25 protein-coding genes are annotated in these 25,609 nt (G+C 72.2%); 10 read left to right on the plus strand and 15 right to left on the minus strand.

Annotated features, from left to right (window positions below):
* Position 1 precedes the first annotated feature (1 nt).
* From ACIBAG_RS07835 to ACIBAG_RS07865, 7 genes are all read right to left on the minus strand, one after another.
* Positions 2-982: an N-acetylglucosamine kinase gene (locus ACIBAG_RS07835; protein ID WP_399102192.1), complete on the minus strand. Its 981-nt coding sequence runs from the start codon at positions 980-982 to the stop codon at positions 2-4.
* Positions 973-2,238 carry a 6-phospho-beta-glucosidase gene (locus ACIBAG_RS07840; protein WP_399102195.1) on the minus strand — a complete coding sequence of 422 codons (1,266 nt, stop codon included), beginning with the start codon at positions 2,236-2,238 and terminating at the stop codon, positions 973-975. The genes ACIBAG_RS07835 and ACIBAG_RS07840 overlap by 10 nt, the downstream gene beginning before the upstream one ends.
* Positions 2,239-2,245: 7 nt before the next feature.
* On the minus strand, positions 2,246-3,136 hold the full coding sequence (locus ACIBAG_RS07845) for a carbohydrate ABC transporter permease (protein WP_399102197.1): 891 nt from the start codon (positions 3,134-3,136) through the stop codon (positions 2,246-2,248).
* 2 nt (positions 3,137-3,138) lie between these two features.
* Positions 3,139-4,080 carry a carbohydrate ABC transporter permease gene (locus ACIBAG_RS07850; RefSeq protein ID WP_399102199.1) on the minus strand — a complete coding sequence of 314 codons (942 nt, stop codon included), beginning with the start codon at positions 4,078-4,080 and terminating at the stop codon, positions 3,139-3,141.
* Positions 4,081-4,088: 8 nt separating this feature from the next.
* Complete coding sequence (locus ACIBAG_RS07855; protein WP_399102201.1) at positions 4,089-5,459, minus strand: ABC transporter substrate-binding protein; 1,371 nt, start codon at positions 5,457-5,459, stop codon at positions 4,089-4,091.
* Positions 5,460-5,567: 108 nt separating this feature from the next.
* Positions 5,568-6,779, minus strand: coding sequence for an ROK family protein (locus ACIBAG_RS07860; RefSeq protein WP_399102203.1), 1,212 nt, complete (start codon positions 6,777-6,779; stop codon positions 5,568-5,570).
* A 188-nt stretch (positions 6,780-6,967) separates the two neighbouring features.
* Positions 6,968-8,200 (minus strand): MFS transporter, encoded by a 1,233-nt coding sequence (locus tag ACIBAG_RS07865; protein ID WP_399102205.1) that lies wholly within the window; start codon positions 8,198-8,200, stop codon positions 6,968-6,970.
* A gap of 122 nt (positions 8,201-8,322) precedes the next feature.
* On the opposite strand from ACIBAG_RS07865, the gene ACIBAG_RS07870 reads away from it, so the two are divergent.
* Entirely contained in the window at positions 8,323-9,252 is a 930-nt protein-coding gene (locus ACIBAG_RS07870) for a LysR family transcriptional regulator (RefSeq protein ID WP_399102207.1), read from the plus strand.
* Positions 9,253-9,275: 23 nt separating this feature from the next.
* On the plus strand, positions 9,276-9,515 hold the full coding sequence (locus ACIBAG_RS07875) for a hypothetical protein (RefSeq protein WP_399102209.1): 240 nt from the start codon (positions 9,276-9,278) through the stop codon (positions 9,513-9,515).
* Between the two features lie 85 nt (positions 9,516-9,600).
* Here ACIBAG_RS07875 and ACIBAG_RS07880 read toward each other — a convergent pair whose 3' ends face one another.
* Positions 9,601-10,695 carry a mechanosensitive ion channel family protein gene (locus ACIBAG_RS07880; RefSeq protein WP_399102211.1) on the minus strand — a complete coding sequence of 365 codons (1,095 nt, stop codon included), beginning with the start codon at positions 10,693-10,695 and terminating at the stop codon, positions 9,601-9,603.
* Between the two features lie 325 nt (positions 10,696-11,020).
* Here ACIBAG_RS07880 and ACIBAG_RS07885 point away from each other — a divergent pair, with 325 nt between their 5' ends.
* Positions 11,021-11,557, plus strand: a complete 537-nt coding sequence (locus ACIBAG_RS07885; protein WP_031476758.1) for an HNH endonuclease — start codon at positions 11,021-11,023, stop codon at positions 11,555-11,557.
* 75 nt (positions 11,558-11,632) lie between these two features.
* Here ACIBAG_RS07885 and ACIBAG_RS07890 read toward each other — a convergent pair whose 3' ends face one another.
* From ACIBAG_RS07890 to ACIBAG_RS07910, 5 genes are all read right to left on the minus strand, one after another.
* The gene (locus ACIBAG_RS07890) at positions 11,633-12,241 is read right to left on the minus strand and encodes a hypothetical protein (protein ID WP_399102213.1); all 609 of its coding nucleotides are present in this window, start codon (positions 12,239-12,241) and stop codon (positions 11,633-11,635) included.
* Entirely contained in the window at positions 12,238-13,650 is a 1,413-nt protein-coding gene (locus tag ACIBAG_RS07895) for a hypothetical protein (RefSeq protein WP_399102215.1), read from the minus strand. Before ACIBAG_RS07895 ends, ACIBAG_RS07890 begins: the two co-directional genes overlap by 4 nt.
* Positions 13,647-14,447, minus strand: a complete 801-nt coding sequence (locus tag ACIBAG_RS07900) for an ABC transporter ATP-binding protein (protein ID WP_399102217.1) — start codon at positions 14,445-14,447, stop codon at positions 13,647-13,649. The genes ACIBAG_RS07895 and ACIBAG_RS07900 overlap by 4 nt, the downstream gene beginning before the upstream one ends.
* Before the next feature lie 336 nt (positions 14,448-14,783).
* Positions 14,784-15,704: a zf-HC2 domain-containing protein gene (locus ACIBAG_RS07905; RefSeq protein ID WP_399102219.1), complete on the minus strand. Its 921-nt coding sequence runs from the start codon at positions 15,702-15,704 to the stop codon at positions 14,784-14,786.
* On the minus strand, positions 15,701-16,306 hold the full coding sequence (locus ACIBAG_RS07910) for an RNA polymerase sigma factor (RefSeq protein ID WP_399103266.1): 606 nt from the start codon (positions 16,304-16,306) through the stop codon (positions 15,701-15,703). The genes ACIBAG_RS07905 and ACIBAG_RS07910 overlap by 4 nt, the downstream gene beginning before the upstream one ends.
* 269 nt (positions 16,307-16,575) lie before the next feature.
* Between ACIBAG_RS07910 and ACIBAG_RS07915 the strand changes: the two genes are divergently transcribed.
* The 3 genes from ACIBAG_RS07915 (at position 16,576) to ACIBAG_RS07925 (ending at position 19,354) form a co-directional block, all read left to right on the plus strand.
* A complete protein-coding gene (locus tag ACIBAG_RS07915; protein WP_399102221.1) occupies positions 16,576-16,824 on the plus strand; it encodes a hypothetical protein in 249 nt (82 codons plus the stop codon).
* Positions 16,825-18,960 (plus strand): 4-alpha-glucanotransferase, encoded by a 2,136-nt coding sequence (gene malQ, locus ACIBAG_RS07920; RefSeq protein ID WP_399102223.1) that lies wholly within the window; start codon positions 16,825-16,827, stop codon positions 18,958-18,960.
* Between the two features lie 136 nt (positions 18,961-19,096).
* Positions 19,097-19,354: a hypothetical protein gene (locus tag ACIBAG_RS07925; protein ID WP_031476771.1), complete on the plus strand. Its 258-nt coding sequence runs from the start codon at positions 19,097-19,099 to the stop codon at positions 19,352-19,354.
* A gap of 106 nt (positions 19,355-19,460) precedes the next feature.
* Here ACIBAG_RS07925 and ACIBAG_RS07930 read toward each other — a convergent pair whose 3' ends face one another.
* A complete protein-coding gene (locus ACIBAG_RS07930) occupies positions 19,461-20,042 on the minus strand; it encodes a TetR family transcriptional regulator (protein ID WP_399102225.1) in 582 nt (193 codons plus the stop codon).
* Positions 20,043-20,364: 322 nt separating this feature from the next.
* Between ACIBAG_RS07930 and ACIBAG_RS07935 the strand changes: the two genes are divergently transcribed.
* Positions 20,365-21,852 (plus strand): FAD-dependent monooxygenase, encoded by a 1,488-nt coding sequence (locus tag ACIBAG_RS07935; protein WP_399102227.1) that lies wholly within the window; start codon positions 20,365-20,367, stop codon positions 21,850-21,852.
* Positions 21,853-21,864: 12 nt separating this feature from the next.
* Here the strand turns inward: ACIBAG_RS07935 and ACIBAG_RS07940 are convergent, their stop codons facing one another.
* Positions 21,865-22,377 carry a MarR family winged helix-turn-helix transcriptional regulator gene (locus ACIBAG_RS07940; RefSeq protein ID WP_399102229.1) on the minus strand — a complete coding sequence of 171 codons (513 nt, stop codon included), beginning with the start codon at positions 22,375-22,377 and terminating at the stop codon, positions 21,865-21,867.
* Positions 22,378-22,501: 124 nt separating this feature from the next.
* Between ACIBAG_RS07940 and ACIBAG_RS07945 the strand changes: the two genes are divergently transcribed.
* From ACIBAG_RS07945 to ACIBAG_RS07955, 3 genes are all read left to right on the plus strand, one after another.
* Entirely contained in the window at positions 22,502-23,467 is a 966-nt protein-coding gene (locus tag ACIBAG_RS07945) for an EamA family transporter (RefSeq protein ID WP_399102231.1), read from the plus strand.
* Positions 23,468-23,612: 145 nt separating this feature from the next.
* Positions 23,613-24,464, plus strand: a complete 852-nt coding sequence (locus ACIBAG_RS07950) for a DMT family transporter (protein WP_399103268.1) — start codon at positions 23,613-23,615, stop codon at positions 24,462-24,464.
* Positions 24,465-24,478: 14 nt separating this feature from the next.
* Positions 24,479-25,381 carry a LysR substrate-binding domain-containing protein gene (locus ACIBAG_RS07955; RefSeq protein ID WP_399102233.1) on the plus strand — a complete coding sequence of 301 codons (903 nt, stop codon included), beginning with the start codon at positions 24,479-24,481 and terminating at the stop codon, positions 25,379-25,381.
* The last annotated feature ends 228 nt before the right edge of the window (positions 25,382-25,609 follow it).

Here is a 25,609-nt window from a genome sequence, read left to right on the forward strand (position 1 = left end):
GTTATGCGGACCGGCGTTCGAAGTGGGTGCGTACCCGCTCGTGCGCCTCCGCCTCCGCCCTCACCGCGTCCAGGCCCAGCAGTGCCGCCCCCAGCACCGGGCTCGCCGTCACGACCTGCGGTACCGCCTTCGGGGCGCGGGACGTCAGCAGGTCCCGGATTCCGTCCGTCAGCTGCGGGTGCCGGGCCGCCAGTACGCCACCGCCCAGCAGCACCGGTGTCTCCTCCTCCAGCAGGTCCAGGCGGGTCAGGGCCACCGTGGCCATGGTCACCACCTCGTCGGCCAGGCGGTCCACGATTCGGCGGGCCACGGGGTCGCCGGACGCCGCCGTGGCGAACAGGACCGGCGTCAGTTCGTGGCGGCGGGCGTCGGGGATGTCCTGCAGGTGCAGGGCCTCGATCAGGGCGTACATGGTGGGCAGGCCGAAGTGGCCGGGGAGCGTGTGCGCCAGCGCCGTGGGCTCCCCGCGGCCGTCCTCCGCCCGCGCCGCGTGCCACAGCGCCTCCTCCGCCAGGCCCCAACCGCCGCCCCAGTCACCGGAGATACGGCCCAGCGCGGGGAAGCGGGCGGTACGGCCGTCGGGGCGCATGCCCACGCAGTTGATGCCGGCGCCGCAGACCACGGCGACCCCGCGGGGTTCCGGCACCCCCGCGCGCAGGATCGCGAAGGTGTCGTTGCGGACCTCGACGGTCGTGCCCCACGCGCGGGCGTGCAGCGCGGCCGCCAGGGTCTCCTCCTCCACCGGGAAGTCGGCGTTGGCCAGACAGGCCGAGACATGGTCGACGGAGGTCACCCCCGCCGCGGTGAAGGCCTGCTCCACCGCCTCGGCGAGGGTGTCCACCGCCTGCTGCGCGCCCACCGCCGGCGGGCGGAAGCCGCCTCCGCGGGCGGTGGCCAGGACGGTTCCGTCGGCCGCCACCACCGCCACGTCGGTCTTGCTGTTGCCCGCGTCGACAGCGAGGACACGTGCGGTCATGCCCACGCGAGATGCTCCTGGTTGTGTGCGATCAGCTGGTCGGTGAGGGTGTGGGCGTACGCGTACTGGCCGATGAGGGGATGCGCGAGCAGTGCCCTGAACACCCGGTCGCGGCCGCCGCGCAGCGCCGCGTCCAGAGCCAGGTCCTCGTAGGCCGTGACGTTCGCCATCAGGCCCGCGTACAGGGGGTCCACGGCGGGCACCGGCAGCGGGGCCGGACCCGACGGCCCCACCGCCGCCTGGACCTCGATCACCGCGTCGTCGGGGAGGAAGGGCAGCGTTCCGTTGTTGTACGTGTTCACCACCTGGCAGGGGCTGCCCGCGCCGTTCAGCAGCGCCGCCGCCAGGTCCACCGCCGCCTCCGAGTAGTAGGCGCCGCCCCGCCTGGAGAGCAGTGCCGGCTTCTCGTCCAGGGCCGGGTCGGCGTACAGCTCGAGCAACTGCCGTTCCATTTCGGCTACTTGGGCGGCGCGTGACGGCGTGGCGCGCAGTTCCTCCACCACTTCGTCGTGGGCGTAGTAGTAGCGCAGGTAGTACGACGGGACCACGGCCAGGCGGTCCAGGAGGGTGCGGGGGAGGTGCAGGTCGGCGGCGATGGTGTCGCCGTGGTCCGTGAGGAGCTTCGGCAGGACGTTCTCGCCCTCGGGGCCGCCCAGGCGTACCCCGGTCTCCCAGGTGAGGTGGTTGAGGCCCACATGGTCGAGGTGGACGTCGGAGGGGGTGACGCCGAGCAGGGTCGCGAACTTGCGCTGGAAGCCGATCGCCACGTTGCACAGGCCGACCGCCTTGTGGCCCTCCTGGAGCAGGGCGCGGGTCACGATGCCGACCGGATTGGTGAAGTCGATGATCCAGGCGGTGGGGTTCGCGCGGCGGACGTGGTCCGCGATGTCCAGGACCACGGGAACCGTGCGCAGTGCCTTTGCCAGGCCGCCGGCGCCTGTCGTCTCCTGGCCCACGCAGCCGCAGTCCAGAGGCCAGGTCTCGTCCTGCTCACGGGCCGCCTGGCCGCCCACCCGGAGCTGCAGGAGGACCGCGTCGGCGCCGGCCACCGCCTCGTCCAGGTTCGTGGTGGTGGTGATCGTGCCGGGGTGGCCCTGGCGGGTGAAGATACGGCGGGCCAGGGCGCCGATCAGTTCCAGGCGCTCCGTCGCCGGGTCCATCAGGACCAGTTCCTCGATGGGGAGGGTGTCACGCAGGCGGGCGAAGCCGTCGATGAGTTCGGGGGTGTAGGTCGAGCCTCCGCCGACCACGGTGAGTTTCATGTATGGGTCAACCCTTTACTCCGGTGAGTGTGACGCCTTCTACGAACGCCTTCTGGGCGAAGAAGAACACGACGATCACGGGGGCCATGACCAGTACGGTCGCGGCCATGGTCAGGTTCCAGTCGGTGTGGTGTGCGCCCTTGAACGACTCCAGGCCGTAGGAGAGCGTCCAGGCGCCCGGGTTCTCGGACGCGTAGATCTGGGGGCCGAAGTAGTCGTTCCACGCGTAGAAGAACTGGAAGAGGGCCACCGCGGCTATGCCCGGTTTCGCCATGGGGAGGACGACTCGCAGGAGCGTGCGGAACTCGCCGCAGCCGTCCACCTTCGCCGCGTCCAGATACTCGTTCGGGATCGTCGTCAGGAACTGGCGCAGGAGGAAGATCGAGAACGCGTCCCCGAACGCCATCGGGATGATCAGGGGCCAGAGGGTCCCCGAGAGGTCCAGCTGCTTCGCCCAGAACAGGTACATCGGGATGATGACCACCTGCGGCGGCAGCATCATCATCGAAATGACCAGCATCAGGGTCAGATTCCGGCCGCGGAAGCGGAACTTGGCGAGCGCGTACGCCACCGGCACGGACGACACCACGGTGAGGACCGTGCCCAGGCCGGCGTAGATCAGCGTGTTCTTCCACCAGGTCAGGAAGCCGGGCGTGTCGAAGACCTTGGTGTAGTTGCCCCACTCCCAGGTGTCCGGGACCAGGTCGCGGGTGAGCGCCTGCTGGTCGCTCATCAGGGAGGTCAGGACGACGAACACGAAGGGGAGAGTGAAGAAGAGGGCGGCCGCGATGCCGAGGGAATGGATCGCTATCCATTCCAGGAGCGCCCTGCGGCGGGACGTGCGCTCGGCGGTGGTCGGGGCACTCAACTCCACCGGCTTTTCCAGCACTTGGGTCATGGTCAGTCACCTGCCTGGATCAGTCCGCCCCGGCGCCGCATCAGCAGCGAGGTGAACGCCATGGCGAGGGCGAACAGGACGAGCGCGACCACGCAGGCCGAGCCGTAGTCGAAGCGCTGGAAGCCGAGGTTGTAGACGAGCTGGGGGAGGGTCAGGGTCGACTTGTCGGGGTAGCCCGGCTCGAACTGCTGGCCGGAGCCGCCGATGACGCCGGAGGCGACCTTTCCGGCCACCAGCGGCTGTGTGTAGTACTGCATGGTCTGGATCACGCCCGTGACCACGGCGAACATCACGATCGGCGAGATGTTGGGAAGGGTGACGAACCGGAACCGCTGCCAGGCCGACGCCCCGTCCAGCTCGGCGGCCTCGTACTGCTCCTTCGGTACGTCGAGCAGCGCGGCCATGAAGATGACCATGAGGTCGCCCACGCCCCACAGCGCGAGCGCGGTGAGGGCCGGCTTGGACCAGGTGGGGTCGGTGAACCAGCCGGGCGTCGGCAGGCCCAGGCTCTCCAGGACCGAATTGACCGGGCCGGTGCCGGGGTTGAGGAGGAAGACGAAGGCCAGGGTCGCGGCGACCGGCGGGGCGAGGTACGGCAGGTAGAAGAGGGTGCGGAAGACGCCCGTGCCCGTCTTGATCTTCGTGATGAGCAGACCGATGCCGAGGCCGAACACCACCCGGCAGGTCACCATCACCAGCACCAGCCAGAGCGTGTTGCGCAGCGCCGGCCAGAACAGCGGGTAGTCGTCGAAGACGTAGGCCCAGTTGCCCAGGCCGCGGAACACCGGTGGGCCGAAGCCGTCGTACTTCATCAGGGAGAAGTACACGGTGGACACCAGCGGATAGGCGAAGAAGACGCCGAACCCGATGAGCCACGGTGACAGGAAGGCCACCGTTCGAAGCGCCGACCTGCGGCGCTTCGCGCGGAGAGTGTGCGTGGACATCGACGGCGCTACTTCGCCTGCTCGATGTCGGTGTCGATCTGCTGCGCGGTCTTCTCCAGACCGGCCTCGAGGTCCTTCACCTTGCCGGACTCGTACTGGTAGCCGAAGTCCTGCAGCGTCGTCTGGTACGTGGAGCCGTTGACGGAGGCCGGCGGGGTGTTGGACTCCGGGTGCTGCGCGATGTCCAGGAACGTCTTGAAGCCCGGGTCGACCTTCAGGTCGGGCGACTTCAGGGCCGCGAAGGTGGACGGCACGTTGTGGATGGCGTTGGCGAAGGAGACGACGGCCTCGGTGTCGGTCGTCAGGTACTTCACCAGCTCCCAGGCCGCGTTCTGCTTCTCGCTCCGCGGGGCGATGCCGATGATCGTGCCGGAGAGGAAGCCCTTGCCGTACTCGTCCACCTCGTCGTCGGCGACGGGCATCGGGGCGGTGCCGATCTCGAAGTCGACGCCCGCGTCCCTCGCCATGCCGAGGCGCCACTCGCCGTCGAGCTGCATGGCCACCTGACCGGTGTGGAACGGGTGCTTGGCGCCCCACTCGTCACCGAACGTGTTGCGGTACTTCTCCAGCTTCGCGAAGCCGCCGAGGTCGTCGATGAGCTTCTTCTGGTACGTGAACATCTCGGCGAAGGCAGGATCCTTGGCGATGCTGGACTTGCCGTCGGCGTCGAAGTAGGCGTGGTCCCACTGGGACATGTAGTGGTCCACGACCGTCTCGTAGCCGTGGTACGTCGGCATGAAACCGAGCTGCTGGTAACTGTCACCCTTGCTTACGGTCAGCTTCTTGGCGACCTTCGCGAACTCCGACCAGGTCTTCGGCGGGGACTTGATGCCGGCCTTGTCGAAGGCGTCCTTGTTGTAGTAGAGGCCGTAGGCGTCGCCCAGCAGGGGCAGGGCGCAGCGGGTGCCCTCGAACTGGGTGTAGTCCAGCATCGGCTTCGGGATGGTCTTGTCGAGGTCGAGCTTGGACTTCTCGATGAAGGGCTTGAGGTCGAGGAAGGCGCCCGAGGAGCAGAACTTGCCGATGTTGGAGGTCGTGAACGACGACACGACGTCCGGCCCGTTCGAACCGCCCGCGCGCAGCGCCTGGTTGAGCTTGTCGTCGTTGATGTTGCCGACGACCTTCACGGTGATGTTGGGGTGGGCCTTCTCGAAGCTGTCGATGTTCGCCTGGATCGCCTTGGCCTCGGCGGGCGCGCTCCAGCCGTGCCAGAAGGTGATCGTCGTCCTGGCGTTGGGGTCGTCGGTGGCGCCAGACGAAGAACTGTCTGCCTGGCCGGTACAGGCCGTGGCGAGCAGGGCCAGGGAGGCGGTGGCGGCGAGGGCGGCGGCGGTCCTGCGGGACGCTGAGGATATGACGTTCTTGGACTTTCCGGACATGGCGAGGTCTCCCAAGGGCGGGACAGGGGTGGGTGAGGGAAGGCGGGGGGTGAGTCGGAGGGTGTGTGAGTGCGGCCCGCCGTGGTGGGCGGTCGGCGGGGCGGTCGGTCAGCGTGAGGTGTCGAAGACCTCGTCGCGTGTGGCGGCGAGCGCGCTCTCCAACGCGCCCCGCAGCACGGGGTGTTCACGGACGTCGCCGACGACCAGCCGGGGCCTGGACGCGGCCAGCTCCTCCAGCTCGTCCTGGACGAGGGAGCGCAGCACCTCGCCGCCGGCGGTCAGGGAGGCGCCGCTGAGGACGACCAGTTCGGGGTCGAGGACGGAGACCAGGGAGGCGAGACCGGTGGCCAGCCGGGTCGCGTAGGTCTGCAGGAGCAGCCGGTTCAGGACGGTGTCCTCCGCGGCGGCCCGGTGGACGAGTGCGGCGGCGGCCTCGGCGTACGACCCGGACGGGATGTCCGTCATGCCGATCTCGAGCGCGAGCCGGGGAATCGCCTGCGAGCCGGCGAGTTCCTGGTAGCCGCCACTGTTGGCTTTGGTGACCTGACGGACCAGGGGTACGCCCGGAACCGGCAGGAAACCCACCTCGCCCGCGCCGCCGGTCCAGCCGCGGTGCAGGCGCCCGCCGAGGACCAGGGCGGCACCGAGGCCGCCCTCGTTCCACAGCAGTACGAAGTCCTCGTGGCCGCGGGCCGCGCCGAGCCGCTGCTCGGCCACCGCCACGAGGTTGACGTCGTTCTCGTACTCGACCGGCATCGGCAGGGCGGCCGCGAGTTCGTCGAGCAGCGCGGGGGTGTGCCAGCCGGGGAGGTGGGAGGCGTAGCGCAGCCGGCCCGTGTTGGGGTCGAAGGCGCCGGGGGTGCCGATGACGAGCCGGTGGACGTCGTCGCGGGCGAGGCCCGCCGCCTTCACCGCGCCGTCGAGGGCGTCGCTTACCTGCCGTACGACCGGATGGGCCGGGCGTCTGCCGGGGGTGGGCAGTTCGTACGACCCGACCGTGCGGCCCGTGACGTCGGCGACGGCGGCGAGGATGCGTTCGGGGGTGACGTCGAGCCCCGCGGCGTACGCGGCGGCCGGATTGACCTCGTACAGCTGGGCGCCCGGACCGGGCCGCCCCTCGGTCGTGCCGGTGGCCAGGACCAGGCCGGCGGCCTCCAGGCGGGCCAGCAGCTGGGAGGCGGTCGGCTTGGACAGGCCGGTGAGCTTGCCGATCCGCGTGCGGGACAGAGGCCCGTGCTCCAGGAGGAGGTCCAGGGCGGCACGGTCGTTCATGGCGCGCAGGACGCGCGGGGTGCCCGGCGTACCGGCGTTTCCTGCCATGGGATCGACACCTGCCTTTCGGCTGACCAGCTTCTCAGCGATCTACGAGGGAAGTCCATCACGGAAGGACGGAAGGCCATCGAGGTCGCTGCGAGGGATCACTGTTAGGAAAGTTTCCTATCTGGTGGCGAGAATGTATGCCCGCGGGAAGGTGGCGTCAAGAGAGGTCTACACCAGCAACGCGGTCGTTACTTCGGGGCGCTGTGGTGCGGTTCCCGCTCGTGGCGCGGGAGCAGGAGCGGGGTCGCCAGGAGCAGGGCGCCGGCCAGGGCGATGGCGGTGCGCGGGCCGGTCGCCGCCGCCAGCAGGCCCCACAGCGCCGTCATGGCCGCGGTCGTCGTCTTCCCCGTGACCGACCAGGCCGCCAAGGTGCGGGTGATCCGGTCCCGGGGGGTGTGGTCGAGGCGATCGGTGGCCAACACCGGGTTGAAGACGCCGATGCAGGTGATCAACCCGAACTCGACGGCCATGACGAGGAGGAGCCCGGAGGTGCCCGGGCCGACGAAGGCCAGCCCGATGGGCCAGCAGGCGCGCAGTGTGCCGGCGGTGAGCAGGACCGGGTGCCGGCCGTAACGGGCCACCAGCCGGCGCGACAGGCGCGAGCCGAGCAGGCCGCCCAGGCATGGGGTGGCCAGGGCGAGCCCGTACTGCCAGGGAGTGAAGCCGAGCCGGCCGAGCATGAGGACGGCGAGCAGCGGGGTCGGGGCCATGATCAGGGCGTTGACCAGGACCTGGTTGAGGAACAGCGGGCGCAGGGCGGGGTGGGTGAGGATGTGTCGCCAGCCCGCCATGAGGTCGCTCGTCCGCAGGCCCGACGGCGTGTCAGGGCGGGTCTGTTGCCTTTCCTTACCACCGATCGCCCCGATCCCCAGTGCCGACAGCAGATAGCTCGCCGCGTCCGTCAGCACGGTCGTCATCGGGCCGAACACCCCCATCGCCACCCCGCCGAGCGGTGGCCCGAGCGCGGTAGCCGTCCACATGGTGGCCTCGAAACGGCCGTTGGCCACGAGCAGGTCCTCCGGCGGCACGAGGGACTTCAGACAGGCGCCGCTCGCCGCGGTGAACGTGATGTCCGCCGCGGCGACCACCACCGACACCACCAGCAGCTGCCCGAGACCGAGCCCGTCCAGCGCGAACGCGACGGGAATGCTCAGCAGCGCCGCGCACCGGAGCAGGTCGGCCGCGATCATCACCGGCCGCTTCCGGCGGAACTCCACCCACGCCCCGAGCGGCACCGCCACCACTGCCCCCACGGCGAGCCCCGACGCCGCCAGCAGCGCCACCTCCGTCGCTCCCGCCTGCAGCACGAGGACCGCGATCAGCGGCAACGCGTCGAAGGCCAGCCGCGTCCCGAACGTACTCACCGCGTACGACGCCCACAGCCACCCGAACCCGCGCCCCAACGACCGCCCGCCCGCCATGCGCATCCCATCCCCGCCATCACGTCGACCGGAGCCATCCAAGCGAGGGGCGGTTCCGCGGATCAAACAACCGACCGGTGTCCACCGGCACAACCATCGGTTGTACGCCTAGGCTGGCGGCCGTGGACCTCGACGCCGTGCGCACCTTCGTCGCCGCAGTGGACGCGGGCCGGTTCCAGGACGCCGCGGCGAGCCTGTCGATCACCCAGCAGGCGGTCTCCAAGCGCATCTCCGCGCTGGAGAAGAGCCTCGGGGTGCGTCTGTTCACCCGCACCGCGCGCGGGGCCCGGCTCACCATCGACGGGCAGGCGTTCCTGCCCCACGCGCGTGCCCTTCTCCAGGCCGAGGAACGGGCGATCGACTCCGTACGACCCGGCCGCCGTGCCCTGCACGTCGACGTGATCGGCCGGCGGCTCGCCCCGGCCGTCCTGCTGCGGGACTTCCACCGCGCCCACCCCGGCACCGACCTCGATGTCGTGACCCTCTTCGACGCCGACGCGGCGGTCGCGGCCCTGCGCGCCGGCACGATCGACGTGTCCTTCCGCGCCGTCACCATGCCCGCGCGCAGGCTGCCCGACGGCATCGAGGCCGTCCGCGTCTACGACGAACCGGTGCAGCTCCTGACCGGACCGGGGCACCCGTTCGCCGCCGCCCGCGCCGTGACGCCCGCCCAACTCGCCGGGCACCGGATCTGGATGCCCGGCATCGTCGAGGGCACCGAATGGGCCGCCTACTACGAGTCCCTCGCCGCCGAGTTCGGACTCACCATCGAGGCGACGGGGCCCGACTTCGGCACCGAGCCGCTCCTCGACACGATCGCCGGCTCCGCCGTACTGGCGACCCTCGTCGGCGCGGACACCGGCGTCGTCCCGCCCGCCGGCCAGGACCTGCGCCGCGTCCCGCTGCGCGACCCGACCCCGGTCTATCCGCACTCCCTGCTGTGGCGCGCCGACAACCCCCATCCCACGCTCGCGGCCCTGCGCGCCCACCTCGTCGCGAGCCGGACCGAGCGCCGGGAGACAGAGATGTGGACGCCGGGCTGGGCGCGGTGACCGCTCGAGGTTAGGTTGCACGGATGCCACATGATCGTCGCCGTTCGCTGCTCGCCTGGCTCGCCGTGATCCTCGCGGGTATGTCCTTCGTCTATTGGGCGACCCGGCCGGTGCCGCACGACGAGTGCGTGGTCGCCTACTCGGTCTTCGGCAAGCCGACCGGACGTGAGCTGGACGAGTACGCCCAGCAGGCCTATGAGGAGGCCGTCGCGGACGGGCGCTGTGAGCCGCCTTGGCCGCGGTGGCGGGGGTGGGTCGGCTGAGGTCCGTGGCCGCACGCTGAGCGCGAAGGGGGCGCCCGGATCTCCGGGCGCCCCCTTCGTCGTACATCTGCTCGGCCTCGTACGCCTACTTCGTCACACTCGGCGGCGCCAGCGGCGTAGCCGCCTGGGCCTGCGGCGAGGACGTGTTCGAGTATGCCGACGGGGCTGCCATGCCCGCCGTCGGGTCGGTCGCGGGCTGTTCCTCCACCGTGAGGGGGGTGCGGCCGACGATTGGGATGTCGGCGGCGTCGAAGGCGCGCTTGATGCGCCAGCGCAGCTCGCGTTCGACCGTGAGGGACTTGCCGGGCATGGTCTTCGCCGAGACGCGCACGACCATGGAGTCCAGCAGCACGCTGTCCAGACCGAGCACCTCGATCGGGCCCCAGAGGAGCTCGTTCCAGGGCTCCTCCTTGCTCATCGCCTCGCCGACGCCGTTCAGGACGGCCTTCACGCGGTCGAGGTTCTCGGAGGGGCGGACCGTGACGTCCACGCCCGCCGTCGACCAGCCCTGCGAGAGGTTGCCGATGCGCTTGACCTCGCCGTTGCGGACGTACCAGATCTCGCCGTTGTCGCCGCGCAGTTTGGTCACGCGCAGGCCGACCTCGATCACCTCGCCGGAGGCCACGCCCGCGTCGATCGAGTCGCCGACGCCGTACTGGTCCTCCAGGATCATGAAGACGCCGGAGAGAAAGTCGGTGACCAGGTTGCGGGCGCCGAAGCCGATCGCCACGCCCGCGACACCGGCGGAGGCGAGCAGCGGGGCCAGGTTGATGTCGAAGGCGGACAGGACCATCAGCGCGGCGGTGCCCATGATCAGGAAGCTGGCCACCGAGCGCAGCACCGAGCCGATCGCCTGGGAGCGCTGACGGCGGCGCTCGACATTGACCAGCAGGCCGCCGATGGCCGTGCCGTCCACCGCCTGCGCGGTGCGGTTCATCCGGTCTATGAGCTTGGTGATCGCCCGTCGGATCAGCACTCTCAGCACGCCCGCGATCACGAGGATCAGCAGGACCTTGAGGCCTATCGCGAGCCAGGTCGACCAGTTCTGCTCGACCCAGCTCGCGGCCTGGGTCGCGCTCTCCTGGGCGTCCTGGATCGAGGGAACCGCCGGGGTCGTCGACTCCGAGGGAGTCGGTGACGGCGACGAACCGGCGGCCAGTAGGACGGCGGGCAGGGACACGGCGGGTACCTCCAGTGCAGCGCCCGCCCCACCGGCAGATGGTCAGCTGATCAAGGTCACGAAAAGGTCACCGGTGGGGCAGGTCCACCACACTATCGGGGCATCGTGTGTGGATCGCCGCCATGTTCGAGGGAGGAAACGTGCCCACCCGGGGATGAACTGGTGGGATGAAGCGTTCATCATCCGGGGGATGGATTGAGATGTGGTTGAAAACACTCCCAGCCCGTTACCGGGACATGGTGGCGCTTTCACCAGGCAAGAGGGGAGACTGACTACAGATCGTCCCGGCGCGAGCCACGCGCCGCCGACGCCCAAGGAGGCATCCGTGCCGCATGTCCTGGTCCTCAACGCGTCGTACGAGCCACTCGGCGTCGTACCGCTCCGCCGCGCGCTCGTCCTCGTCCTCGAGAACAAGGCCGTATGCCTCGAGGAGTCCGGCGCCTTCATGCACAGCGCAACCGTCACAGTCCCCGCACCCAGCGTGGTCCGGCTCAAGCGATTCGTCCGGGTTCCCTATCGGGGGCCCGTTCCGCTCACCCGCAGAGCGCTCTTCGCGCGCGACGGGGGCCGGTGCATGTACTGCGGTGGCGTCGCAACCAGCGTCGACCACGTCATCCCGCGCAGCCGCGGGGGCAAGCACGTCTGGGACAACGTGGTGGCGTCCTGCCGCCGCTGCAACCACGTGAAGGCCGACCGACACCTGTTCGAGATCGGCTGGCGGCTGCGCCACAAACCCGCTCCACCCACCGGTCTCGCCTGGCGCATCATCGGCACCGGGCATAGGGACCCGCGCTGGCTGCCGTACTTGCAGCCGTACGGCGCGGAGGACGCCATGGCCCGGATCGACGGCATTTCAGCCTGACGATCCGGGCCTTCGCATACCCGGTGCCTCCGGGGCCCCGTGGCCATGCCGCGGGGTCCCCCGACACGGGGTCCCTCAGTCGCGCGCCCCTTCCGCCCGCGCGCCCCGCAGCACATACAGCGCGCCGCCCACCCCGAAGGCGACGAGCGCCACCAGCCATGCGCCTCCCTCCGCGGCCGGCTGCACCAGCCACGCCCACAGCGGTACCGAGTTCCCGCGCAGGGCGGAGGCGCCCAGGTACACCGCGCTGACGTACCCGAACACCGGCAGCCAGCTCAGCCGGGCGCCGAGCAGGGCGGCCGCGGCCGCGGTGAGGCCGGTGCAGCCGAGGGTGTTGCGGATCATGGCCGACGGGCCGAAGAAGGACGGGTGTCCGAGGACGGCCCACGGCAGCAGGGCCGCGGCCAGCGCCGTGAGGGCCAGCAGATGGATCAGACGGCGCCGCCACCAGGGGTGGACGGCCGTGCGGTCCAGTTCCCAGGAGGCCGCGTACAGGCTCGTGCCGATCACCGAGGCCGCGAACAGCGGGGCCAGCGCGATCACCGGCACCCTGCGCTCCGGGTCCAGATAGGCGTCCAGACCGTGCGCGGCCCAGACCGCGAGGGCCGCGGTCGCGGCGAGCGCGGCGACCGAGCGGGGGACGGTGCGCGAGCGGGCGTAGAGGAGCAGGCCGGACGTCGTCACAGGGCCGGCACCTCCCTCGGGTCGCACTCCCGCGCGGTCGCGAAGTACGCCGACAACCAGGCGCGGCGCTCCTCCCCGCCCATCGCCTGCAGACGGGCCCGGGCGGCGAGCCGCTCCCGCAGTTCCGCGCGCTCGGCCTCGCCCCTTTGGGCCTGCAGCTTCTCGAAGTGCCCAGCCAGCGGATGCGGCGCCAGGTAGTGCTGCACGGCCTCGTCGGTCCTTGCCACGACCGGGTCCACGGCCGTGTCGCACTCGTCGCGGTCGTACAGCGCCATCCCGGCCTCCCACGCGAACTGCCGCGGATCGGTGAGCCGTCCCCGTACGACCGTCCAACCGATCGGCGTGGTGATCGGCAGGTGGACCTCGTCCGGGCCGGGCTCCCCCGGCAGGTCGGTGAAGCGGACCGGCAGGTTCTGTACGCCGTCCAGCCGGGTCGTCAGGTCGGCCAGGGCGTCCGTGACCTGCGGCAGGAGGTCTTCGTAGCGGGCGTTGACGCAGATCTGCGGGGCCGTCGAGGTGTCGCACACCTGCCGCCGGGCGAGGGGGTTGGTGTGCCACAGTCCGTCGCCGGTCTGCACCAGCAGCGTGCCCGCGGCCGTCGCGGCGGCCAGCGGCAACAGGGCCGTGAGCCGGCGGCGGGCCGCGTGCGCGAGGACCGCGGCCACCGCCAGACCGCCCAACCACACGGCCATCACAGGCGGTTGCCACCACACCGGTACGTCGGTGTCCGACGTGCTGCCGATGGGGGACAGCTGCCGCAGCGAGCTGGTGCTGTCGTACGCCACGACGCCGAGGACGACGTACCCGGCCACCGCGAACAGCGGCGGCGTCAGCCGCCACGGCAGCCGGCGGCCCACCACATGTCCCACCAGAGCGCCGGACGCCAGGGCGACCGCGTCCATGAGCGGCGCGACGAGGTCCGGACGATCACCTGTGGCAGTCAGCGCCGTGGCGAGCAGGGCCAGGGCGGCGGCGACCGCGTACCCGGCGACCGCCCAGCACGCGACCGGCAGTGCGGCGGCCAGGGACCGGGCGAGCGTGCCCCGCACGGCCGTCGCCATCAGCTCCTCGGTACGGCGTCTGCGCTCCCGGCCGCCCTGCCGGCAGCCGGCGGCCAGGGCCAGCGGCACGCCGAGCAACACGGCCGTCACGTGCAGCCGCTCACGGGTCTCGGCCCATCCGCCCTGCCACTGCGCGGACGTAGCGGCCATGGCCACGGCGCAGGCGAGGAAGAGCGCCGCGCCGGCCCAGGGGGCGAAGCCGCGCAGGAACTCGGCGCGGAGAGGATGGCGGGACGCGCGGCGAGGACGGCGGGATGTGCGCAGGGTCGGGGCGCTCGGGTCATTCGCGTGCGCCTGCTGTTCCGGTTCCCGGCCCGACGCCTGCTCCTTGGCTGTTACGAGGGTCATCGGGCCGCCCCCTCGAGGGGATTGGCCGTGCGGGCGGCGGACCCGGGACCGCGGTGGGCGCGCAGGGCGGCCGTGTAACCGCGCTCGATCGGGTTGTCGCCGACGACGCCCGGCGCCGTTTCACCGAGAGCCGCGAGGGACTCGGGCGTGCCACGGTAGGCGACCCGGCCCGCGTCGACGAGGGTGACCTCCGTACAGGCCGCCGCCACGTCCTCCACGAGGTGGGTGGAGACGATGACCGTGGCCGAGGCGCCCAGTTCGCGCAGCAGTTCGCGGAACTCCACGCGCTGTTCCGGGTCGAGACCGGCGGTCGGCTCGTCGAGGAGCAGCACCAGGGGGTCGTTGACGATGGCCTGGGCGATGCCGACACGGCGGACCATCCCACCGGACAGCGTCTTGACCTTCGCGTCGATCCGGTCGCCGAGGCCGACCCGGGCGACGGCCCGTTCGACGGCGGCCGGTGTATCGGCGGCGGGCATGTCCTTCAGCCACGCCACATACGCGACGAACTCCCGCACGGTGAAGCCCGGGTAGTAGCCGAACTCCTGGGGCAGATAGCCGAGTCTGCGCCGCACCGCGCCGCGCCGCCGCAACTCCCCGGTGTCCTCGCCGAGGATCTCCACCCGGCCGCCGGTCGGTTCGGCGACCGTGGCGAGAACGCGGATCAGCGAGGTCTTGCCGGCCCCGTTCGGACCGAGCAGCCCGTGGACGCCGGGGCCGAAGTCGACGTCGAGGGAGTCGAGGGCGACGGTCTTGCGGTGACGGACGCGCAGGTCGGTCACGCGGATGGTGGGCAAGGGGGCTCCAGGTGGATCGGGTGGGGTGAGGGGGCGTGAGGTGTGGCCGCCTCGGGCGGGCGGGCAGGCGGACGGGGGGAGGGGGAGGGGGATGGGGAGGGGAGGCGTGGGCCGGCGGCGAACTTGGGCACGGGTGGTGGCGTGGGTGGGGTGGTCATGGGCGGTGGCGCGGGCGGGTGGTCACGGGTGGTGGCGCGGGTGGGTGGTCACGGGTGGTGGCGCAGGCGGGCTCGTCACGGGCGGCGGCGGGGGTGAGGGGAGCACGGCACGGCGGCACAGGCGAGGTGGTTTCCGTGCGCTGCCGGGCGTGGCCCCGGCCGGGCCCGTCGGCCGGGGTCAACGCCGGTCCAGGCGGTCGTAGGCGGAACGGCGGGCGATCAGCAGCGCGGCGCACAGCACCGCCGTCGCCGCCCAGCCGCCCTGGGCCGGGGCGCCGTCGAGGTAGGCGGAGACCTGCCCGGCCAGCCGTGCGGTCAGCCGGCCGTCCGCGGTGAGTACCGGGGCCAGTACGGCACACAGCCAGCCGCCGCCGGTCACGGCCGTCGCGGCACGGAAGCCGAGGTAACCGGCCAGGGCCAGCGAAACCAGCGTCAGCGCGAGCCCGGGCAGCAGCCAGGCCGCCGCGGCGGGGGCGCCCGACGAGGGCAGCAGCGCCCCGGCGACAGTCAGCAGCGGCAGGCTGACCGCCAGCACGGCGGCCGTCCGCGTCAGCACCAACCGGATCCCGGCCGAAGGCGTCGCCGCCGCGATCTCGTGCAGCGGATCGGAGTGCGCCCCGTAGGACAGGGCGACACCGGCGACCGGCACCGCCGGAGCGACGGCAAGCAGCAGCGGCCGCGCTCCCGCGAAGTCGGCGAACCGGGCCAGCAGCACCGCGGCGAGCGCCACCCCCAGCACGCTCGCCGACCAGGCACCGCGCACGGCGGGCCCGGCGGCCCACAGCGCACGGGCCGTGCGGGAGCCGATCGGCGTGGAGGTGAGGGGCCGGGACACCCGGAACCGGGCTCGGCGCAGAGGCCGTGAGGGGGCGGCGGCCGAGGTGTCCGCCGCCGCTTCCCGCTCGCTCGCCCTCAGCACCGTCTCCCGCACCTCGGCCAGCACCACGCCGGCCGGTGTCTCCCGCACCGCTCGCGACGCGCGGGCCGCGCAACTCCCGCAGGATTCCAGGTGTTTCTCCAGCGACCAGGCGTCCGGTTCCGGCAGGGAGCCGTTCGCGTAGCGGGTGACAAGGGCGTCGGACGCGTGCCAGCCGGTCATGCCGGGCCTCCCAACGGCGAGGGGTGCAACTGGGCGAGCGCGGCGCGCAGTTCGGCACGGGCGCGCATCGCGCGGGACTTGACGGTGCCCTCGGGGATGCCGAGCAGGCGGGCGGTCTCGCGGGTGGACAGTCCGTCGACGACCGTGGCGCGCAGCACGTCGCGCAGTTCGGGCGAGATCCGGTCGAGGGCGGTGCCGACATCGCCGTACTCCAGCCCCGCGAGGACCCGGTCCTCGGCGGACGGCACGGCCGTCTCCGGCGCGTGCCCGGTGTGAGCCTCGTCCACCGGGGCCGCTTCGAGGCGCGTGGTTCGCTCCTGCGCCCGCCGTGCGTCGACCAGGCGCCGCGCGGCGATGGTCCACAGCCAGCCGCCGGCCTCGTCGCCACGGTGCGCGTCCGCCGACCGCCACACCGTCACGAACGTGTCCTGCAGCACCTCGCGCACCACCTCCGGATCGGCACAGCGCCGACGCAGCCGGGCGTGCAGCCAACCCGCGTGCCGGTCGTAGAGCGTGGCCAGCGCCGCCGAGTCGCCGCCCGCCACGGCACGCAGCAGTGCCGCGTCCGAGTGCTCCTCGTCCTTCTCCCGGTGGCCCCCCATGGGGCGGAACAGTCTCACACCCCGTCTATCGACGAGTGGGGTGCGACCGGTTCACGCCCCGGAACACCGGTGAGCTCCCGTGGCGGGATAACGAATGTGACGAGAGGCACGTTGTTGCGTTGTGTACGTCTGCCTCCGCGCCCACTGGGTAGGGCTGCGGTAACCGCCACGACGTACACGACGTACCCGACGTACCTGACGAAGACGACCTACTACCCGACGTACCCGACGTACCCGATGTACCCGACGTACTCGACAAGGAGGAACCCGTGCCCGCAGCATCGGCCCTGTCCAAACCTGAGGCGCCCATCGAGCCCGAGATGCACGACTGCGTCTTCAGCGCCGAGGGCGCCTGCGCCGAGACCCCGCTCACCAGCGAACCACCCCTGCCCGACGCCGAGCCCCTCACCAGCGAGCCGCCGCTCGCCGACGCCGCGCCGCTGACCAGTGAGGCGGCGGTGTGGGATGCGGGTATGGACACCGGTATGGACATGGACATGGACTTCCCGAGGTCGTAGATGACAGCTCAGCGGTCGGCCGAACCCCCTGCCGAGGGTCCCGAAGGTCCTGAGGACGCTGAGGGCCGCCCCTCCGACGACCTGTCCCGGCTCGCCGAGCTGTACGGCGTAGCCACCTCCTACCAGCCGTCCGCCGACCGCACCGTCACCGCCTCCGCCACCGCACTCACCCTCGCCCTGGCCGCCCTCGGCATCGACACGAGCACGCCCGGCGCCGTGCGTGCCGCGCTCGCCGCGCGAGAGCGGGAACTGCGCGAGCGGCTGCTGCCCCCGACAGTGGTGTGCTGGAGCGGGGCCGAGCCCGGGACGCCGGCCGGGCTCCCGTCCGGCACCCGGCTGCACATCACGACAGAGCAGGGCGAGATCCGCACCGAGACCGGCCTGCTCCCGCCCGGCGTCCACCGCCTGACGGCGACCACACCGGACGGCCGTACGGCGACCAGCCACCTGGTCGTCGCCCCGCCCCGGCTGCCCACGCCCGGCGGACGCTCGTACGGCCTCCTCGTCCAGCTCTACTCCCTGCTGTCCCGCCGCTCCTGGGGCATGGGCGACCTCGGTGACCTGGCCGAACTCGCCGGCTGGGCCGGCCGGGCGCTCGGCGCCGGATTCGTGCAGGTCAACCCGCTGCACGCGGCCGTACCCGGCGCCCCCACCGACCCGTCCCCCTACCGCCCCTCCTCCCGCCGCTTCCCCGACCCCGTGCACCTGCGGCTCGAGGACATCCCCGAGTTCGCGTACGTCGAGGACCGCGAGCGCGTACGGGGGCTCCTCGAACGGGCCGGGCGGCTGCGGGAAGCGGTGCTGGAGAAGGGGGAGTTGATCGACCGGGACGCGGTGTGGGAGGCGAAGCGGGAGGCGCTCGAACTGGTCCGTGAGGTGCCGCTCGGGCCGGGTCGGCGGGCCGCCTACGTCGACTTCCTCGCGCGGGAGGGGCAGGCACTGGAGGACCACGCCACGTGGTGCGCGCTGGCCGAGGTGCACGGCTCGGACTGGCAGCGGTGGCCGGAGGGACTGCGGGACCCGCGGTCACCCGACACCGCCCGCGCGCGCGGCGAGTTGATGGACCGGGTCGACTTCCACTGCCGTCTCGCCTGGCTCACCGACACCCAGCTGACCGCCGCCCAGCGGGTCGCGCGGGAGGCGGGGATGCCGGTCGGGATCGTGCACGACCTCGCGGTCGGTGTGCACCCCGGGGGCGCGGACGCCTGGGCGCAGCAGGAGTACTTCGCGGCCCGGATGTCGGTGGGCGCGCCGCCGGACGCCTTCAACGCGCGCGGCCAGGACTGGGGGCTGCCGCCCTGGCGGCCGGACCGGCTGGCCGAGTCGGGATACGAGCCGTATCGCCTGCTGCTGCGGGCCCTGTTCCGTTCCGCGGGCGCCCTGCGCATCGATCACGTCATGGGGCTGTTCCGGCTGTGGTGGGTGCCGCAGGGGCATGCGCCGACCGAGGGGACGTACGTCCGTTACGACGCCGAGGCCATGCTCGCGATCCTGGTGCTGGAGGCCTCCCGGGCCGGGGCGGTGGTGATCGGGGAGGATCTCGGCACGGTGGAACCGGGGGTGCGCGAGACGCTGCGCTCGCGGGGAGTGCTCGGCACTTCGGTGCTGTGGTTCGAGCGGGACTGGGACGGGGACGGCCGTCCCCTGCCGCCGGAGTCCTGGCGCGCCGACTGCCTCGCCACCGCCACGACCCATGACCTGCCGCCGACCGCGGCCCGTCTCACCGGTGAGCACGTCGAACTCCGGGACGAGTTGGGGTTGTTGACCCGTCCCCTGGAACAGGAGCGGGCGGAGGCCGCGGCGGACACGGGGGAGTGGCTGGAGTTGCTGTCCCGGCTGGGGCTGTTGCGGGGCACGGGCGGCGGGCGCGGCCCCTCGGAGGAGGAGGCCGAGATCCAGGCGGTCCACCGGTTCCTGCTGCGTACGCCCGCGCGGATGGTCGGGGTCTGGCTTCCGGACGGGGTGGGCGACCGGCGACCGCAGAACCTGCCGGGGACGTGGGACCAGTATCCGAACTGGCGGCTGCCCATCGCCGACGCGCAGGGGCGGCCGGTGACCTTGGAGGAGCTGGCGGCTTCGCCGAGGGTGCGGGCGCTGGTGGAGGTGCTGCGCGGGGAGATCGTCCGGCGGGGATGACGATGGGGCCCGGCGCGGGGTGAGCGTGGGTGGGGGCTGAGCGTGGGAGAGGGCTGAGCAAGGTGGGCGGGGCGGTCGCGTCGCATACGGCACCCCGGGCGCGCGGCCCCTCGTGGGGTTCTGTACTTTTGGGACCGTGGACAAGAAGAACGCCCTGCGCGCCGGCGCCCTGGCCGCCGGTACGACGCTGATGATGCTGCTCATGTCGTCCCCCGCGCTCGCGCTCACGCGTGACGACGGCGACGACCCCGGCCAGGGCCTGAGTGTCATGGAGACGCTGGGCCAGTTCGTCTTGGCCCCCATCGTGCTGTTCGCGGTCATCGCGGGCCTGGTGATGGTCCTGGACCGCTCCACCGACCGCCAGCCGAAGGCGAAGGCCAAGGCGAAGGCCTGACCGGGACGGTTCCGTCCGGTCATCTCTCTTCCCGAGGGCGCCGACCCCGTCGTGCGTACGCGCAGCTGCCGTACGGTAGGACGAGGTCGGCGCCCTCGCTGTGTTCTCACGCCGGGTGCGGCGCCGTCAGATACCGCTGCACCGTGGGCCCCAGCCAGGCCACGACCTCCTCGGGGGCCAGTTCCACGGCGGGCGGGAACCGCAGGACGTAGCGCGTGAGCGCCAGCCCCAGCAACTGCGCCGACGCCAGTGCCGCCCGCGCCGGGGCCTGCTCCGGGTCGGGGCACACCCGGCGGGCCACCGGCAGCAACTGGTCCCCGAAGATGCCCCGCATGCGCTCGGCCCCGGCCTGGTTGGTCGCGCCGACCCTGAGCAGGGCCGTGAGCACCTCGTTCTTCTCCCACATGCTCAGGAAGTGCGTCACGAGCGCCCGGCCGACGTCGTCCCGGGACAGCGACGCCGGGTCCGGCAGGCGCAGGTCGATGGCGACGGCCGCCGCGAACAGGCCCTCCTTGTTGCCGTAGTAGCGCATCACCATCGACGGATCGATGCTCGCGTCCTTGGCGATGGCGCGGATGGTGGCGCGCTCGTATCCGTCGGTCGCGAAGCGCTCGCGGGCGGCGTCGAGGATCGCCTTGCGCGTGGCGTCGGAGCGGCGGGAGGGGGCGGGGGGAGTGCTCTGGCTCATGCCAACAAGCGTAGGCCAACGAGTGTGGGTCAACAAATGTAGGCAAACGGGTGTGGGGCGGCGGGTTGAGTAACGGGTGGGGGCCAATAGGTGTAGGCCAACAGGTGTAGGCCAACGTTCGTGGGGCAACGGGTGCAGGCCGACGGGGGTAGGTCAACGGGCGTAGGCCAACGGAGGTAGGTCAACGGGCGCAGGCCAACGTGCGCAGGCCAACGTGCGCGGGTCAACGCACGTTGGCCAACGGGTGTTGACACCCTCGTAATGCGCTCCTATTGTTGCCAACAAGCGTTGACCAACAAGCGTTGGCAAACAGGAGGCCACCATGAACGGCACCACCGTGAACGGCACTCACACCCCCGGCACCCCGGACAGCGCCCACCCCGTGATCGTCGTCGGCGCCGGCCCCACCGGTCTCCTCCTCGCCGGTGACCTGGCCGCCGCCGGTGTCCCCGTCGCCCTGGTCGAGCGCCGGCCTCACAAGATCAGCAACCTCTCCCGCGCCTTCGGCGTGCACGCCCGCACCCTGGAGCAGCTCGACGCCCGCGGCCTCGCCGACCCACTGCTCGCCACCGGCAGCACCATCACCGAGCTGCGCCTGTTCCGTCGCCTCTCGCTCGATCTCGGCACGCTGCCGTCCCGCTTCCCGTTCCTGCTGATCACCCCGCAGTACGAGGTCGAGCGGCTGCTGGAGCGGCGGGCGCGGGAGCTCGGCGTGGAGTTCCTGTTCGAGCACGAGGTCGTCGGGCTGCGGCAGGACGGCAGCGGGGTCGACCTCGATGTGCGGGGCCCGGACGGGGTGGTCGTGACGCGTCGCGCGGCGTACGTCGTCGGCGCGGACGGTCACCGCAGCGCCGTGCGTGAGGCCATCGGTCTGTCCTTCCCCGGTGTCTCGGTCATCAAGTCCCTGTTCCTGGCGGACGTCCGGCTCGCCGAGCGGCCCGAGAGTGTGCTGACGGTCAACGGCGCGGGTGACTCCTTCGCGATGATCGCGTCCTTCGGCGACGGCTGGTACCGCGTCATGGGCTGGAACCGGCGCCACGAGGTCCCCGACGACGCCCCGCTCGACCTCGACGAGGTCAAGGAGGTCACCCGGCGTGCCCTCGGCACCGACTACGGCATGCACGACGCCCGCTGGCTCTCCCGTTTCCACAGCGACGAGCGGCAGGCGCCCGAGTACCGGGTCGGCCGGGTCTTCCTCGCCGGTGACGCCGCGCACGTCCACTCACCGGCCGGCGGCCAGGGCATGAACACCGGCCTCCAGGACGCCGCCAACCTCGGCTGGAAGCTCGCCGCTGCCGTCCGGGGCTGGGCTCCCAAGGGGCTGCTGGACACCTACCAGGCCGAGCGGCACCCCGTCGGCAAGGCCGTGCTGCGCAGCAGCGGCGGGCTGGTCCGGCTGGCGCGGGCGCAGAACCCGGCGCTGCGGGCCGTACGCGCCCTCTTCTCCGCCTTCGTCAACGCGGCCCGGCCCGCCCGGGCCAAGGCCCTGGCCCAGATCTCGGGCATCGGCTACAAGTACCCCGCCCCCCATGGCTCCCACCGCCTGGTCGGCACCCGCCTCCCCGACGTGGCACTGGAGAGCGGCCGGCTCTACGAGGCCCTGCGCGGCGGGCGGTTCGTGCTGATCGCGCCGGACGGCGTGGAGGTGTCCGAGGGGCAGGGCGGGCGCAAGGACCGCCTGACCGTCGAGCGCTGGGCGAGCGATCGCCGTACGACCGTGCTGGTGCGGCCCGACGGCTACGTGGCCTGGGCGGCGGACACCGCGGATGCGGCGGCCGTCGAGGCGGCGCTCGCCGCCCACCTGGGGTGAGCGGAACCCCTCCTATCGGGGTTCGGGCGTCCCCGCGAGCAGCGCCCGCAACAGGTCGGCCAGTCGGTCGGCCTGTTCGTCGTCGAGGGTGGACAGTGCCTCCGTCTGGACGGCGAGCCCGGCGCCGACGGCCTCGTCGATGAGGCTCAACCCCTTCTCGGTGAGCGTGACTTGAAGTCCGCGGCGGTCGTGCGGATCGGGGGAGCGGCGCAGCAGACCGGCCCGTTCCAGCTTGTCGAGGCGGCCGGTCATGCCTCCGGTGGTGAGCATCAGTGTCGCCGAGAGCTGCCGGGGCGAGAGTGTGTAGGGCTCACCGGAGCGGCGCAGGGTCGCCAGGACGTCGAACTCGCCGCGTGAGATGCCGTAGGGCGCGTACGCCTTCTCCATGCGGTCGCCCATCGTGCGCGAGAGGCGGTAGATCCGCCCGAAGACCTCCATGGGCTTCGTCTCGAGGTCCGGCCGCACGGCCGCCCACTGGTCGATGATCGCGTCGACGGGGTCCTTGCGCTGCGGGCTTTCGCTCATGCGCCGAGTATCGGCCGTCGGACGCTCGGCCGCAAGAAAGTGGCTTGACGGAAAGTAGCTTAGCAGTAAGCTACTTTCCACTGGCCTACTTTCCCCTCGCCTCCTTTCCGAAGGGTGTGTCCCCATGGCCGCCGACCGTGCCGCCCTGACCCTCCTCACTGCCCTCGCACCCATCTCCTGGGGCACCACTTACGCCGTCACCACGGAGTTCCTCCCGCCCGACCGGCCACTCTTCACAGGCCTGATGCGCGCCCTCCCCGCCGGTCTGCTGCTGCTCGCCGTCGCCCGGGTGCTGCCCCGCGGCGCCTGGTGGTGGAAGTCGGTGGTGCTGGGGGCGCTGAACATCGGTGCCTTCTTCCCGCTGCTCTTCCTCTCCGCGTACCGCCTGCCCGGCGGTATGGCGGCCGTCGTCGGCTCGGTCGGCCCGCTGTTCGTCGTGGGTCTCTCGGCGCTGCTGCTGGGGCAGCGGCCGACGGTGCGGAACGTGCTCACCGGCGTCGTGGCCGCGTTCGGCGTCAGTCTGGTCGTGCTGAAGGCGGCCGGCGCGCTCGATCCGCTCGGCCTGCTGGCGGCCCTGGCCTCCACGGCGTCCATGTCCGCCGGCACCGTACTGACCAAGCGCTGGGGGCGCCCGGACGGCGTCGGCCCGCTCGCCCTCACCGGCTGGCAGCTGACGGCGGGCGGCCTGCTCATCGCCCCGCTCGCCGTCCTGGTCGAGGGCGCGCCGCCCGCGCTCGACGGCCGGGCGGCGGCCGGCTATCTCTACCTGGCGCTGGCGAACACGGCGGTCGCGTACTGGCTCTGGTTCCGCGGCATCGGCCGCCTCAGCGCCACGCAGGTCACCTTCCTGGGTCCGCTGTCCCCCCTGACGGCGGCGGTTATCGGCTGGGCGGCGCTCGGGCAGGCGCTGGCCCCGCTGCAGTTGGCGGGGATGGCGCTCGCGTTCGGGGCGACGGTCGCGGGTCAACTGGGGCCGGGCCGGACGACTGCGGGCCGGGCATCCTTTCGATCTGCCGGTTCTTTCAGTTCTCCTGAACAGACTGGTCGAAAAGATTCGATGGACCTGACGGGATCGGCGCTGCGACGGTAGATCGGACCGATCACCGACCAGCGAAAGGATCTCCGTGACCGTCCTCCTCCCCAGGACAGCCACCACCACGGCCAACACCACCACGGCCAACACCACCACAGCCACCACCACCCCGACCCCGCTCCTCAAGGCGACCGCCCTCGGCATCGCGCTCGCCGCCCTCGCCACCGTCGTCTGGTCGGGGAGTTTCGTCACCTCCCGGGCGCTGGGCGACAGCGTGCCGCCGGTGCAGCAGGCGTTCTGGAGATGGCTGGTGGCGCTGGCCGCGGTGGCCCCCTTCGGGGCTCGGCAGGCCTGGCGGCAGCGGACGGTGATCCGCCGCCACCTCGGCTTCGTGGTCATCGCCTCGCTCCTCGGCGTGAGCGTCTACAACACCCTGGTCAACCAGGCCGGGTTGACCACACCGGCCGCCGACATGGGTCTGATCATGGCCGCTTCACCAGTACTGATGGCCGTCTTCGAGCGGGTCGCGGGGACACGGCTGGGTGCGCGCCGGGTGCTGGGGCTGCTGACGGCGTGCGCGGGAGTCGTGCTCCTGATGGCGGGAGGCACGGGCGGGGCCGGTTTCGTGGCGGGGGACCTGTGGATGGTGGCGGCGGCGTGCTGCTTCGCGTCGTACAGCGCCCTGTTGCGGCGCAAGCCGGCCGAACTCGGCGGTACGGCCTTCCTGTTCGCCACGTTCTTGCTGGGCACGGCACTGCTGCTGCCCGCGCAGGGGGTGAGCCTCGCCGTGCAGGGCGGATTCGACCCGACGCCCGGCACGGTCCTGCCGATCCTGTATGTGGGGGTCGCCTCCTCCGCGGTCGCCTTCTTCGCCTGGAACCGGGCGATCGCGCTGGTCGGTCCGAGCCGTGCCGGGGTCGTCTACTACCTCCAGCCGGTGTGCGTGGCCCTGCTGTCCTGGGCGGTCCTCGGCGAGGCGGTCGGCTGGACACAGGCGGTGTGCATGGCGCTGATCCTCGGCGGAGTCGTGCTGGGTGCGGCGGCGCGTCGGTGACGTAGGTTGCCGCCATGGTCGACTGGGACATCCGGAAGCTGCGGATCCTGCGGACGTTGCGGGAACGGGGGACCGTGACCGCGACGGCGGAGGCGCTGCGGATGACGCCGTCGGCCGTGTCGCAGCAGCTGACGAATCTCGCCAAGCAGGTCGGGGTGCCGCTGCTGGAGGCGCAGGGGCGGCGGGTGCGGCTGACGGACGCGGCGCGGCTGGTGCTGCGGCATGCCGAGGCGGTGTTCGAGCAACTGGAGCGGGCGGACGCCGAGTTGGCGGCCTACGTGCGCGGTGAGGTCGGCCAGGTGCGGGTGGGGGCTTTCTCGACGGCGGTGCCCGCGCTGGTCGTACCGGCTGTGCGGGCGTTGCGGGAGTCGGCGCCCGGGGTGGTCGTGCGGGTGCGGGAGGCCGAGGCCGGGGAGGCGTACGAGTTGCTGGCGGCGGGGGAGGTGGACCTCGCGTTGTCGCTGGCCGCGCAGGCGCCGGCGGTCGGGGACGTGCGGTTCACGCGGGTGGAGCTGCTCGCGGACCCGTTGGACGTCGCGCTTCCGCGGGGGCACGCACTGGCGGGCGTGGAAGGGCTGCGGCTGACCGATCTCGCCGGGGAGGACTGGATCTTCGGGGGGAGCGGGCCGTGGTCGGACATCACGCGGGGGGCGTGCGAGGCGGCCGGGTTCAGTCCTCGGCAAGGGCATTCGGCGGCGGGGTGGACGGCGATTCTGGCGATGGTGGAGGCGGGGATGGGGGTGGCGTTGGTGCCGCGGATGGTTGCGGTGGGGAGAGGCGGGGTCGTGATGCGCCGGCTTGAGGCGGATCGGCCGGTTCGGCATGTGGTGGCGGCTGTGCGGAGGGGGAGTGAGGCGGGGGTTGCGGTGGGGAGGGTGCTTTCGGCTCTGCGGGGCGTTGCTGAAGGGCTTGCTTGAGGGCGGCCCGGCGTGAGGGCTGGGCGGGGTGGGTGCGCAGCCGGGCGTGACGGGGTGCCCGCAGGCTACGCGGGCCACGCAGGTCGTGCAGGCCACGCACGCCACGCAGGGGGGGGGCCCGGGGGGGGGGGGGGCCCCCCCCCCCACCCCCCCCCGCACCACCCCCCCCCCCCCCCCCCCGCCCCCCCCCGGGGCGTGAGCCCCCCCGGCCACCCCCCCCCGGGCACC

Origin of the sequence: Streptomyces sp. NPDC051243, assembly GCF_044455405.1 — a bacterium.
Classification (GTDB): Bacteria; Actinomycetota; Actinomycetes; order Streptomycetales; family Streptomycetaceae; genus Streptomyces.